This is a genomic window from Paenibacillus tarimensis, from assembly GCF_021532315.1.
Lineage (GTDB): Bacteria > Bacillota > Bacilli > Paenibacillales > Paenibacillaceae > Paenibacillus_I > Paenibacillus_I tarimensis.
The window spans coordinates 347,861-361,066 of sequence record NZ_JAKGAO010000004.1; the positions used below are offsets into that span (position 1 = coordinate 347,861).

Here is a 13,206-nt window from a genome sequence, read left to right on the forward strand (position 1 = left end):
CGGATATACATAGCGAATTAGGGGGAAATCGGAGTGAGTTTACGATACTTAACGGCCGGCGAGACGCATGGTCCTCAGCTGACTGCCATTATTGAAGGTCTACCGAGCAATCTGATGATTGATTTTGAAGAGCTGAACTTTCAGCTGGAGCGCAGACAGAAGGGTCACGGACGGGGACGGAGAATGCAAATCGAGAAGGACCGTGCCAATATCGTGGGCGGTGTCCGTCATGGTAAAACAACCGGTGCCCCTGTCGCTTTAGTGGTCGAGAATAACGATTGGAAGCATTGGACCAGTGTAATGAACATTGAACCAATTGAAGGCAGCGATGAAGAGAAGCGCCGCGTGCATCGTCCAAGACCCGGACATGCCGATTTGAACGGCGGCTTAAAGTATAACCTGAAGGATCTGCGTAATGTATTAGAGCGTTCCAGTGCCAGGGAAACGGCAGCGCGTGTTGCGGTTGGTGCCGTTGCAAGGCAGCTTCTGGCTGAATTCGGCATTAAGGTAGCTGGACAAGTGATTCGAATCGGTGAGGTGGAAGCGAAAGTGAGCCAGCTGCCGGTTGACGAATTAATCCGCATTACGGAGGAATCACCGGTCCGCGTTGTGGACAAGGAAGCGGAAATTAAGATGATGGAGCATATTGACCAGATGAAGGCTGACGGGGACTCCATCGGTGGAATTGTGGAATGTATTATTGAGGGTGTGCCAGTAGGGCTGGGCAGCCATGTTCAGTGGGACCGCAAGCTTGATGGCCGCATTGCGCAGGCTGTCGTGTCTATTAATGCCTTCAAGGGCTGCGAGATCGGCATTGGTTTTGAAGCAGGCGAGCTGCGTGGCTCACAGGTTCATGACGAAATCATGTATGAGGATGGGCGTGGTTTCTACCGGGCCTCAAACCGTGCAGGAGGTTTTGAAGGCGGTATGACAACAGGCGAGCAAATCGTCGTGCGCGGCGTCATGAAGCCGATTCCAACCCTGTATAAGCCGCTTCGCAGTGTTGATATTGATACGAAGGAGCCATTCACGGCACAGGTAGAGCGTTCGGACAGCTGTGCGGTACCAGCAGCAAGTGTAGTGATGGAGCATGTTGTCGCCTGGGAGGTCGCCAGAGCATTTCTGGAGAAGTTCGGCGGTGACTCAGTAGAGGAGATTCGGGGCAACCTGAACCGCTATCTTGAGCAAGTGGGGCAGTATTAAGATGCGTGAGTTAACCGTCGATCTGGGTGACCGATCTTATCCGATCTACATCGGGGAAGGTCTGCTGCAAAGAGCGGCTGAATTGTTTGCCAAGCATGGTGTCAGCCTGAAGTCCCCGCTTATGATCGTCTCAGATGCTAACGTAGCGGATAACTATCTTGTGCCGCTGGAGGAGCAGCTCCGGTCAGCCGGTTACCAGACCGTCTCGATTACTGTACCGTCCGGAGAAGGTTCGAAGTCGTTGTCCGTATTTGAATCGGTCATTACCAAGGCGCTGGAGGCTGGTCTTGACAGGCATTCCACCATTGTTGCGCTGGGTGGAGGCGTGGTCGGCGATCTGGCCGGCTATGCTGCCGCGGCCTATATGCGGGGAATTCGTTTTATCCAAATCCCTACCACCATCCTGGCTCATGACAGCAGTGTTGGCGGCAAGGTAGCCGTTAACCATCCGCTGGCCAAAAATATAATCGGAGCGTTCCATCAGCCTGAAATCGTTCTGTATGATCTGCAAACTCTGCAGACGCTACCTGGACGGGAGGTCCGTTCAGGTTTGGCAGAAGTCATTAAGCACGGTCTGATCTGGGATGCCGGATTCGTCAGTTGGATTGAAGAGAATATGGAGGAGCTGCTCGCTCTTGATCCGGAGGCTTTGGGCTACGCTCTATACAAGGGCTGCAGTATTAAAGCCGAGGTTGTATCCAAGGACGAGAGGGAGCAGGATTTGCGCGCTATCTTAAATCTGGGTCATACGATTGGGCATGCGCTTGAAGCGGTGGCAGGTTATGGAGAGCTGACACATGGGGAGGCTATTGCAATCGGCATGGTCGGCTCGGCCAGAATTGGTGTTGAGCTCGGCGCACCCCAAGAGGTCTATGACGTTACGCTGCGCCTCTTTAACAGCTGTGGTCTTCCGGTAGGGATTCCCGCCAACTATGATACAGAGGCGATCATGAGCGCCATGATGCGAGACAAGAAATTCAGGGAAGGCCGTATGGTTTTTGTCGTACCGACCGCTATCGGCAGGGTCGTCATTGATAAGAACATGTCGGCTGATTTGGTTAGACGGACCGTGGAGCAGCTTAAGGGGGAGACTGGGCAAGCATGAGTGTACGGGGAATTCGCGGAGCGATTACGGTAGATGTGAATGAAGAACAGCCTATTCTGCAGGCCACCATTGATGTGCTGAACGGAATTGTTACGGAGAATAGTGTTTCACCTGAAGATATATGCAGCGTATTGATTACGGTGACGACTGACTTGGATGCTGCTTTTCCTGCCAGAGCCATCCGCGAAATGGAAGGCTGGGAGCTAGTTCCCCTGATGTGTGCGGTTGAGGTTCCGGTCAAGGGCAGTCTTGAACGCTGTATCCGGTTAATGGTGCTCGTTAATACGGACAAGACGCAAGCTGAAATACATCATATCTACATGGGTGAAGCAGCCGCTCTACGTCCCGATTTGGGCAAATCTTGAGTCCGAAACCGGCCCGGCAGCCGGGTTGACGCACGGATAGCTGCTAGTGTATAGTGGTAACAAGTTTTAGCGAAAAAGAAGAGACCAATAGTAATTGAGCATAGAGCAGAGCAGAGTGTATGACGAGTTGAGATGAGCTGAGTTTAGAGGAATTAAGGAAGACGGGCAGACACAGTAGGTAGTGTTTGGCCGCTTTCGCTTCAGGCCAGGCGAGAACATGACCACAGGGTGATGGCGCAGATGGCTGATGAGGCGTTCTTCCGTAAACCTTCATCTTATACCCATAACCGCTCCTGCCTGTGCAGGGGCTTTTTTATATTCCAATACGGAGGGATAAGAGATGACGAGCGAGCGCAACGAAGTAATCCGAATGGCAGCCGAGTACAATTTAATACCGATTGCCCGTCATGTCATGGCCGATACCGAAACACCGATCCGGTTATTTCAGCATTTCAGCAAGGAAGACCATGCGTTTCTGCTGGAAAGCGTGGAGGGCGGGGTCAAGTGGGCGCGTTATTCCTTTATTGGAACCGATCCATTCATGATGATTCGCGGGAAGAACGGAAGAATGGTCCTGGAGCGGGAGGGACAAACGTTCGAGCTGAATGATAAGCCTCTGGAATTGTTAAAAGCGCATCTTAGGGCTTACCGCAGTCCTTCGCTTCCCGATCTGCCGCCCTTTACCGGCGGAGCGATTGGATTTTTCGGATATGATCTCCTTCAATATTATGAGAAGCTGCCGGCCCACCGGATGGATGATATGCAGATGAGCGACCTGCAATTTATGTTTTGTGACCAGATCATCGTCTTCGATCATATTAAACAGCAAATTCAGGTGATCGGTAACGTGCATATCCGGGAAGGTGCTACCGATCTTGAGATCAGTGAAGCGTATGACCGTACGCTGCGACGTATTGAAGCGGTGATCGAGCGGATGCAGCAGCCTGTACCGTACCCTCTTGCAGCCGGCGGCTCGCCGCCAGAAGACCCCGAGCTCGGTGAGGTGAAGTCCAATCTGAGCAGGCAGCAGTTCCTGAATAATGTGGATAGAGCAAAAGAATACATCCGGGCAGGGGATATTTTCCAAGTGGTGCTGTCTCAGCGCTTTCATATCGAAACAAGTGTAGATCCGCTGCATGTATATCGGGTGCTTAGAACGATGAATCCATCACCTTATATGTACTATCTGAAAATGGAGGACGAGGTGATTGTCGGTACATCACCTGAGGCGCTTGTGAAGGTGGATGGGGATAAGGTGGAGACACGTCCGATCGCCGGTACACGGCCGCGCGGGCGCACGCCGGAGGAAGATGCTGCTTTGGAGCTGGAACTGCTGGCTGATGAGAAGGAACGGGCTGAGCACTTAATGCTTGTGGATCTTGGACGCAATGACATCGGCCGTGTATCCGAGTTCGGAACGGTACGCTGTGATGCTTACATGGAGATCGAACGTTATTCTCATGTCATGCATATCGTTTCCAACGTATCAGGCAAGCTTCGCAAGGACAAGGATTTCTTCGATGCCTTCGTGTCCTGCATGCCGGCCGGTACCGTATCTGGCGCACCTAAGCTGCGGGCAATGGAGATTATCGCAGAGCTGGAGAATGAAGCGCGTGGAGCATATGCGGGCGCCATTGGCTACTTGGGATTCGGCGGCAGCCTGAACACCTGCATCACGATCCGGACGATCATATTCAAACATGGCAAAGCCTACGTGCAGGCAGGTGCCGGTATCGTATGGGATTCCGTGCCTGAGAACGAATACATGGAGACCGTCAATAAAGCTAAGGCCATGCTTAAAGCAATCCGAACCGCGGAAGCGATGTTCCCGGTTAAGGAAACGAAAGCAGCCGGCAGTATGATAAACATGGATTATTATCATCGGGTATAGGAGGAATCAAGATGGCGGACACGATTTCGATGCAGCAGGCTTTGCAGCAGCTTGTGGGCGGCAAGGATCTGACACGTGAGCAGTCCAGGCAGGTTATGAACCTTGTTATGCAGGGCGAGGCAACCCCTGTACAGATAGCCGGCGTTGTTACAGCTCTTCGTATGAAAGGCGAGACGGAGGAGGAAATTACAGGTTTTGCAGAGGCAATGCGGGCCTGTTCGAACCGCGTAGAGACTGAGCAAGAAGGACTGCTGGATACCTGCGGCACCGGCGGCTCCGGGATTCATAAATTTAACATCTCCACCGCATCCGCAATTATTGCGGCGGCCGGCGGAGTCCGGGTTGCCAAGCACGGGAATCGTGCTATGTCCGGCAAGGCCGGAAGCGCGGATGTATTGGAGGCGCTGGGCGTCCAAATAAATCTGACGGCAGACGAGGCTGGAAGATGTCTGGATGACATCGGCATCTGCTTTATGTTTGCACAGCTGTACCACCCTTCTCTTCGTCATGCTGCGGTTCCCCGCCGCGAGCTTGGTGTCCGGACCATCTTTAATATGCTGGGGCCTTTGACGAATCCCGCGGGGGCGGACCGCCAGCTGCTCGGCCTATACGACAAGTCACGAACGGAGACGGTGGCAGCTGTTCTGGGCAAATTGGGACTGAAGAGAGCGGTAGTCGTCAGCAGTCACGATGGTCTGGATGAGATTAGCATTTCGGATGCGACCCAGATTTCCGAGCTGCAGGGCGGTACCGTTAAGACTTATGATATCACGCCAGAAGAGCTTGGACTCGAGCGGCGGCCAATCGGTGAAGTGCTTGGGGGTGACGCTGCTCGTAATGCTGACATCATCCGGCAGATCTTCGCAGGCGAAGAACGGTCTGCATACCGGGATATCGTGCTGGCTAATGCGGGTGCGTGCTTGTATGTCGGAGGGAAGGCCAATTCTCTGCAGGAGGGTGTGCGAGCTGCAGGAGAGCTGATTGACACGGGCAAAGCGCAGGCTAAGCTGGCTGAATTGATTATGAAGACGGGAGAGTTGACCCATGTTTCTGGATAAAATCGTAGCCGCCAAGCGGCATGAAGTTGAACTGCTGACTGAGTCCTTTTCCTTACCGGAAATCGAACGGAAGATTACCGGCATGCCGGCGTGCAAAGGCTTTGAGCAAGCGCTAAGGTCCCGGCGTAACCGTCTAATGGGACTGATAGCCGAGGTGAAGAAGGCATCGCCCTCCAAAGGCCTGATCCGCGAGGATTTTCACCCGGTGGAGCTTGCGAAGACTTATGAGGAAGCAGGGGCGGACTGTATCTCTGTGCTGACGGACACCGATTTTTTTCAAGGCTCGAACGATTATCTGAGCGAGGTTCGCAAGCATGTGCAGGTTCCGCTGCTTCGTAAGGATTTTACGATCGATTACCGGCAAATCTATGAGGCCCGGGTAATCGGAGCAGATGCTGTTCTGCTGATTGCTGCAATTCTTACAGCGAGCCAGATAGACGAATATATCGATTTGGCCCGCTCTCTTGGTATGGATGTGCTCGTTGAAGTCCATAACCGGCAGGAGCTGGAATCCATTCTGGAGCTTGGCAAGGCGACACTGATAGGCGTTAATAACCGGAACTTAAAGACATTCGAGACCGATTTGGCCGTTACGGAAGCGCTGGCGGAATTGGTTCCTGAGCATGCCCTTCTGATCAGCGAAAGCGGCATTGGCGGGCCGGCTGATATCGATTATCTGGCTGGTGTGGGAGCGCAGGGCGTGCTGGTAGGTGAGCATTTTATGCGTCAGCCGAATGTCGGGGAAGCTGTACATAAGCTGCTGGGACCGGTGAAAACGTAATGACCACGCGCATCAAGATATGCGGACTTAAAGACAGCAGTACAGTATGGCAGATGAACGGCCTGCCGGTAAGCGAGATCGGACTTGTTTTTGCGAAGAGCAAGAGACAGGTCACCGTAGAGCAGGCAGCGGAGCTGATTGCGGCAGCTGCAGCCATAACAGGCGCAGGGAGCAGGCGTCCACGGATGGTTGGCGTCTTCGTTAATGCGACCACGGAGGAGCTGGACAAGCTGCTCCCGGCTGCCCCTCTGGATGTTGTTCAGCTGCACGGGCAGGAATCGCCGGAACTATGCCGAACCATTAAGGGCAGGTACGATGTAGAGGTTTGGAAAGTATTTGCTGTTGCTCCCCATGAAGATCAGAACGCCGCAATGAGGAAGCTTGAGCCTTATGCAGGAACGGTAGACGCGTTCTTAATTGATACAGCGGGAGGCGGAACGGGCGAAGCATTCGACTGGACGGTTATCGACGGCTATAAGGAGGCAGCTGCTCAAATCGGCGTACCTCTGTATGTGGCAGGCGGTCTGCATCCAGACAACGTAGGTGAGCTTGTTCAGAGCTACAGGCCGGATGGCGTGGATGTATCAAGCGGAGTAGAAACGGATGGCGTGAAGGATATTGCCAAAATAAAAGCTTTTGTGGAAAGGGTGGCTACAGCATGAATCAAGTTCCTGATCAGCAGGGGCGTTTCGGAAAGTTTGGCGGACGATATGTTCCGGAAACCTTAATGAACGCACTCCTTGAGCTGGAGGAGGCCTATCAGCATTATTCTAAGGATCCTGATTTTATTCGTGAGGTCCGCTACCTCCTGAATAAGTATTCGGGCCGGCCGACCTCGCTTTATTACGCTGAACGGCTCACCAAGCATCTTGGCGGCGCCAAGATATACTTGAAGCGGGAAGATTTAAACCATACAGGCGCGCACAAAATCAACAATACGATTGGACAGGGCGTGCTGGCAAAGAGGATGGGTAAAACCAAGATTATCGCTGAAACAGGCGCAGGGCAGCATGGTGTTGCCTCAGCAACGGTAGCAGCGCTGCTGGGTATGGAATGCAAGGTCTTCATGGGGGAGGAGGATACAAAGCGGCAGCAGCTGAATGTATTCCGGATGAATCTGCTCGGAGCAGAGGTAGTGCCTGTTACCTCGGGAACGCGCACGCTTAAGGATGCCTGCAATGAGACGCTGCGGTACTGGGTAAGCCATGTCGAGGATACCTATTATATACTTGGTTCTGTAACAGGACCGCATCCCTATCCGATGATGGTCCGTGACTTCCAGCGCGTTATCGGTGACGAGACAAGAGAGCAGATTGTGGAGGCGGAAGGCAAGCTTCCTGATTACGTGGTCGCGGCAGTCGGCGGCGGAAGCAACGCGATAGGCATATTTTATCCGTTCGTGGGTGATGAATCGGTTCGTCTCCTTGGTGTAGAAGCCGCAGGGCGAGGGGTGGAGACACTAGAGCATGCTGCAACAATGACCAAGGGCAAGCATGGTGTATTCCAAGGATCGCTAAGCTACGTGCTGCAGGATGAATATGGACAGGTCCAGCCTGCTCACTCCATCTCGGCAGGGCTTGATTATCCGGGAATCGGGCCTGAGCATGCTTATCTGAAGGACACGGGACGCGCTGAATATGTACCGATTACAGACGCCGAAGCGCTGGAGGCTCTCCAGCTGCTATCACGCACTGAGGGGATTATTCCTGCGCTCGAATCGGCGCATGCGGTTGCCCAGACGATGAAGCTTGCACCGACGCTGGATAGTGACAAGGTTATTGTCATCAGCTTGTCGGGCCGTGGCGATAAGGATGTTGAGTCCATTATGCATTATCTCGGAGGTGAACCCGGTGAATCGCATTGACCAGGTGTTTGAGGAACTGAGGGCAAGCGGTTCAACCGCGCTGATCCCTTTCATTACAATGGGTGATCCGGACATCCGTACATCCGTCGATATTATCAAGACACTGGTTCAGGCAGGCGCGGATATGATTGAGCTGGGCGTGCCTTACTCAGATCCGCTGGCTGACGGGCCGGTAATTCAGCGTGCATCGGAGAGGGCACTCCGCCACCGTATTTCGATTGTGGACTGCATCCAGGTAGCTGAGGATGCACGTAATGCAGGAGCGGATGTGCCGTTTATCCTGTTCACCTATTATAATCCGGTGCTTCAGCTGGGCCTTGAACGATTCTTCGAGCTGATCACCAGCAAAGGCATTAGCGGACTTATTATTCCCGACCTTCCGATTGAAGAGGATGAGGAAATGCGCGGACTTGCCGAGCAGGCGGGCATCCACCTTATCCCGCTTGTTGCCCCGACCTCTCATGACAGAGTGAAACGGATAGCCGCTAAAGCGAGAGGATTCGTGTATTGCGTATCCTCGCTAGGGGTAACCGGTGTACGATCTGATTTCCATGCGGGCATTGATGAATTTCTGCAGTCAGTCCGGGAAGCGGCTTCCGTTCCAATCGCGGTCGGGTTCGGCATCTCCAGCAGAGAGCAGGTGGAGCGCTTTGCCGAGCAGGCTGACGGCGTCATAGTGGGCAGCGCTATCGTGCGGAAGATCGAAGAGGCATTGCCGCTGCTGGCTGAACCAGACCGCAGGGAAGAAGGCCTGCAGTATATTCATGACTATGTAAGAGATCTGAAAGCTTAAGTCATTCACGCTTTACTAGAGCTCTGCCGTATACCGGCAGGGCTCTTTGGTTCTTGATGAATGGCAGGGGATATGAGACAATGTTCATTAAATGCTAAACGAGTAAGTCTATTGGATAAATTGGATGAGGTGAACGCCGTGCAGCCGAAAAGCAATATTGTACATCTTCCGGTCTATCAGCCGGGAAAACCGATTGAAGAGGTTAAGAGAGAGCTAGGCCTTACCGAGGTTATAAAACTTGCATCAAACGAAAATCCGTTTGGCTGCTCTGAGCAGGCGAAGCAGGCCATTATGTCGGAGCTCGATAACACAAGCTTATACCCTGACGGGGGGGCGGTAGCTTTAACACAGACGCTTGCCGAGCATCTGGGCGTGAGTGGCGACCAACTGATCTTCGGCGCGGGGTCAGACGAGGTGATCTTGATGATTGCCCGTGCGTTTCTCGTAAAGGGTGACGAAACCGTGATGGCGGACGAGACCTTCCCGCAGTACAAGCATAATGCAGAGATTGAGCATGCTACGATTGTGGAAGTGCCGCTGAGAGACGGGAAGCATGACCTGCCAGCCATGCTGGCCAAAGTGAACGAGCGGACTAAAATTATATGGATCTGTAATCCTAATAATCCGACGGGAACAATCGTGACAAGGGAGGAGCTGGACGCATTCCTGTCCGAGGTTCCACCTCATGTTCTGGTTATTCTGGATGAAGCGTATTGTGAATATATTGGCGATCCATCCTACCCGGATGGCGTAGATTATGTGAAGCAGTATAAGAATGTCATTGCTCTTCGGACGTTCTCTAAGATTTATGGACTGGCGTCTCTGCGTATTGGTTATGGTATCGGACATCCTGAGGTAATCCGGTACGTTAATCAAGTGCGCGAGCCCTTTAATACAACGCGGTATGCTCAGGCAGCAGCAAGAGCTTCCATCCTGGACACAGCTTTCATTGACAGCTGCCGTGAGCGGAATGCTGAGGGGCTGCAGTACCTCAAGGAGCAGTTTGACCGGCTGGGGCTTTCCTATTTTGAGCCGTATGGCAACTTCGTAATGGTAGATGTCAAGCAGCCGTCCCAGGCTGTATTTGACGGGCTGCTGCGCAAGGGTATTATAGCACGAGCCCGCTGGACGTATTACCCGACACATATACGTATTACAGTCGGAAGCAGGGAGCAGAACGAGAAATTCATCCAGGCACTGGAGCAGGTGCTGCAGGAACTGGCGGTGCAAAGTTGATATTATGACTAAAATTGCGATATTCGGCGTCGGCCTGATCGGCGGATCGCTGGCATTATGCTTTAAAGGCAAGCCTGGGCTGCATGTGGTTGGCCATTCGGTCCGCCCAGAATCAGTCCGCAAATATTTGGACAGGGGGGTCGTCGATGAGGCGACCACCAAATTGGAGGAAGCAGCGGCGGATGCCGATTTTATTTTCCTCTGTGTACCGGTAGGCAGTTTGGAGACCTATATGGAAGCGATATGCACTCTACCGCTTAAGAAGGGGTGCATTATTACCGATGTAGGAAGCACAAAGGCCAGTGTAGCGAAGAGGGCGCGGACGATGGACTTGAACGGAGCAGTATTTATAGGGGGGCATCCGATGGCCGGGTCCGAACGCTCGGGTGTTGAAGCGGCCAGTTCCCACTTGTTTGAGAATGCCTATTATGTCCTTACACCCGACAGCAGCACCCCTCAGGAGGCAGTTGACCGGCTGACTGGGCTTCTTCAGCATACAGGCGCTCATATTGTACATGTGGAAGCGGGAGAGCACGATGAAATTGTCGGTGCGATTAGCCATCTGCCCCATATAATCGCGGTTGCACTTGTGAACCAGGTAAGGGGCTATAGCGAACACAACGACCTTTATCAGGCGCTTGCTGCCGGGGGCTTCCGGGATATTACGCGTATTGCATCCAGTGATCCTGTCGTGTGGCGGGATATTCTTATTAACAACCGGACGGTTCTGTTAAAGCTGCTTAAGGAGTGGAGGGCGAATACAGAGCAGTTTATGCACATTCTGGAGGAGGGCAACGAGACTTTAATCGAAGAAGCATTCCGGACAGCAGGAGAATTTCGCGAAGGACTCCCAGAACGCCGTAAAGGCATGATAAGAGCCTTATACGAGTGCTATATTGACGTTCCTGACCATCCGGGAATCATAGGGCGGATTGCGACAGAGCTTGGCAAGCACCGGATCAATCTGAGTAATCTGCAAATTATTGAGAGCAGGGAAGATGTCCCTGGCACGCTGCGTTTATCGTTCCGCAAGCAGGAGGAGCTGGACAGGGCGGTGCGTTTACTCGAGTCATTAGAGTTCAAGGTGCATTTTTAAAAAATAATATACGAAAAATGAAAACGGATACTTGACAGAATGAAAACGGATACATATAATAAAAGTACAGTATGGTTTCTCTCCACTCCTATCCAAATCATTCGCACTTAGTCGTGCAGCCACCCGTAATCGGGTGGTTTTTTTTTGTGTTCATAATAAGAGTGATTGGACATCTCCTAATAGGCATATTACCATGAAGATAGGCTTAGGTAATTTCTCTTGGCCGTCAGATTCTTGTACGTATAACACAGTATCGACAAATTCTGAGGTCAAAAGTTGGTAAATTTTAATTTATCCTTTGATTGAAGCTGTGTTAGAATATTCATATGCTTTGTAAAAAACTGGCGATCATCGAAAATTGTCGAATGTGGCAGGGATTTTGATGATCAACTCGAAACCATAAGGAAGTATAACTATATTGGAGCCTTTCATATGCTGTATAGATTTGCTAGACGGCAAGCAATGGTTGAGTAGCGGAAAAGAAATCATTATTCGTTATGATAATTTATTAATATTCAGCGAAACTTTTTACTCTCCGGTAGGTACAATGTGTATACCGTACTGGGGAGCTAACTCCGAAAGCCAAGGAGGGTCGCTTGCATGACCGACTCCCAGTTGATACGAGAAATAAAGGACGGCAACGTACAGCTATATTCGGAATTAATGCGGCGATACCAACGAAAGATAATGGCTTTCATACTGCATATGCTGAAGGGGGCAGGACTCGAGCCGTTGGCTGAGGATCTTTGCTCCGAAACATTCTATAAGGCATATCGCAGTCTGCATTCCTTTCGGGAAGGAGACGCATCCTATTCCACATGGTTGTATACAATCGCAAGAAATACCGTACTCAGCGAGCTCCGCAAGCAGAAAAGTGGAAATGTATCACTTGACGAATCCGGTTACGTGCCCGTAGCGTCGGCTGATACGATACCGGAATACAAGCTTCTGCAAAATGAGCGGATGGGACTGGTACGTAAGGCGATTAATAACCTCCCGGAGAAGCAGCGCTCGGCCCTGATCCTGCGCGAGTACGATCAGCTCGATTATCAGGAGATTGCCTCCATATTGGGCCAGACAGTCAGCTCGGTAAAATCATTACTGTTCCGGGCCAGAGCCAGTGTCAAGACGCAGCTTGAGCCGTACTTTGGGGATTCGCCGATCCTGGAAGAATACGAGGGGATGAAGGCGCAATGAATTGCAGAGAAGCGGAAGAGCTGTTCGGTATTGTCTGGGATCTGCCGGAGAATGATCCGGAACGCCTGGCGTTTGAGCAGCATTTAATAGAATGTGAAGGCTGTGCAGAGCAGTTCGCCATATGGGAAGAAAGCGAAGCCATGATTCGTGACTTGTCGCTCGAAATGCCGGAGAGCGCGCCGATCGATCATGTCAACCGCGGTGTTATGGAGCGCATTTATAAAGAAGAGAGCTGGCTTATGCCGGTAACGGAGCGCTCCTATCGCTTCACAAGGTCATTCCGCCGCAATATTGCCGCTGCTATAGCAAGCTGTATGGCTATGTTTGTAAGCGGGCTGTTTTATTTCCTGTTCGGTTACTCCGGCAATTCATCATCTAACGAAGTAGTTAAAATGACAGGACTGATTGAAACGGCAGATGCTAATAACCCGGGTGCGACAATCAGTCTGGATTACTATCAGGAAGTGCCGGTAGCGAGTATCAGTGACCCGCTTGTCCTTCAGGTTGTACCCAAAATTCCGGAATACTGGATTGCATTGTCAATACTCGGCATCATCATGACTCTCCTGTTTATGAATTGGCTGTCAAGGACAAGGTCGTGACACATTTGAGGTAAA

General features: G+C 51.9%; 13 protein-coding genes. All 13 read left to right on the forward strand.

All coding sequences use genetic code 11. The annotated features are described in order from the left end of the window. Positions 1-33 precede the first annotated feature (33 nt). The 13 genes from aroC (at position 34) to L1N82_RS03000 (ending at position 13,191) form a co-directional block, all read left to right on the forward strand. Complete coding sequence (aroC, locus tag L1N82_RS02940; protein ID WP_235285831.1) at positions 34-1,203, forward strand: chorismate synthase; 1,170 nt, start codon at positions 34-36, stop codon at positions 1,201-1,203. A 1-nt stretch (position 1,204) separates the two neighbouring features. Then, the gene (aroB, locus tag L1N82_RS02945) at positions 1,205-2,308 is read left to right on the forward strand and encodes a 3-dehydroquinate synthase (protein ID WP_235285832.1); all 1,104 of its coding nucleotides are present in this window, start codon (positions 1,205-1,207) and stop codon (positions 2,306-2,308) included. After that, positions 2,305-2,673, forward strand: coding sequence for a chorismate mutase (gene aroH, locus L1N82_RS02950; protein ID WP_235285833.1), 369 nt, complete (start codon positions 2,305-2,307; stop codon positions 2,671-2,673). The genes aroB and aroH overlap by 4 nt, the downstream gene beginning before the upstream one ends. A 340-nt stretch (positions 2,674-3,013) precedes the next feature. Next, on the forward strand, positions 3,014-4,564 hold the full coding sequence (gene trpE, locus L1N82_RS02955; protein ID WP_235285834.1) for an anthranilate synthase component I: 1,551 nt from the start codon (positions 3,014-3,016) through the stop codon (positions 4,562-4,564). A gap of 11 nt (positions 4,565-4,575) precedes the next feature. Further along, positions 4,576-5,622, forward strand: a complete 1,047-nt coding sequence (gene trpD / locus L1N82_RS02960) for an anthranilate phosphoribosyltransferase (protein ID WP_235285835.1) — start codon at positions 4,576-4,578, stop codon at positions 5,620-5,622. Then, on the forward strand, positions 5,609-6,403 hold the full coding sequence (gene trpC / locus L1N82_RS02965) for an indole-3-glycerol phosphate synthase TrpC (RefSeq protein WP_235285836.1): 795 nt from the start codon (positions 5,609-5,611) through the stop codon (positions 6,401-6,403). Before trpD ends, trpC begins: the two co-directional genes overlap by 14 nt. Continuing rightward, positions 6,403-7,065: a phosphoribosylanthranilate isomerase gene (locus L1N82_RS02970; RefSeq protein ID WP_235285837.1), complete on the forward strand. Its 663-nt coding sequence runs from the start codon at positions 6,403-6,405 to the stop codon at positions 7,063-7,065. Before trpC ends, L1N82_RS02970 begins: the two co-directional genes overlap by 1 nt. Continuing rightward, positions 7,062-8,267, forward strand: coding sequence for a tryptophan synthase subunit beta (gene trpB / locus L1N82_RS02975; RefSeq protein ID WP_235285838.1), 1,206 nt, complete (start codon positions 7,062-7,064; stop codon positions 8,265-8,267). The genes L1N82_RS02970 and trpB overlap by 4 nt, the downstream gene beginning before the upstream one ends. Further along, the gene (gene trpA / locus L1N82_RS02980; protein ID WP_235285839.1) at positions 8,254-9,060 is read left to right on the forward strand and encodes a tryptophan synthase subunit alpha; all 807 of its coding nucleotides are present in this window, start codon (positions 8,254-8,256) and stop codon (positions 9,058-9,060) included. Before trpB ends, trpA begins: the two co-directional genes overlap by 14 nt. Before the next feature lie 138 nt (positions 9,061-9,198). Beyond that, a complete protein-coding gene (hisC, locus tag L1N82_RS02985; protein ID WP_235285840.1) occupies positions 9,199-10,296 on the forward strand; it encodes a histidinol-phosphate transaminase in 1,098 nt (365 codons plus the stop codon). 4 nt (positions 10,297-10,300) lie between these two features. Beyond that, positions 10,301-11,392, forward strand: a complete 1,092-nt coding sequence (locus L1N82_RS02990) for a prephenate dehydrogenase (RefSeq protein ID WP_235285841.1) — start codon at positions 10,301-10,303, stop codon at positions 11,390-11,392. 600 nt (positions 11,393-11,992) lie between these two features. After that, positions 11,993-12,589 carry an RNA polymerase sigma factor gene (locus L1N82_RS02995; RefSeq protein WP_235285842.1) on the forward strand — a complete coding sequence of 199 codons (597 nt, stop codon included), beginning with the start codon at positions 11,993-11,995 and terminating at the stop codon, positions 12,587-12,589. Then, entirely contained in the window at positions 12,586-13,191 is a 606-nt protein-coding gene (locus L1N82_RS03000) for an anti-sigma factor family protein (RefSeq protein WP_235285843.1), read from the forward strand. Before L1N82_RS02995 ends, L1N82_RS03000 begins: the two co-directional genes overlap by 4 nt. Positions 13,192-13,206 lie beyond the last annotated feature (15 nt).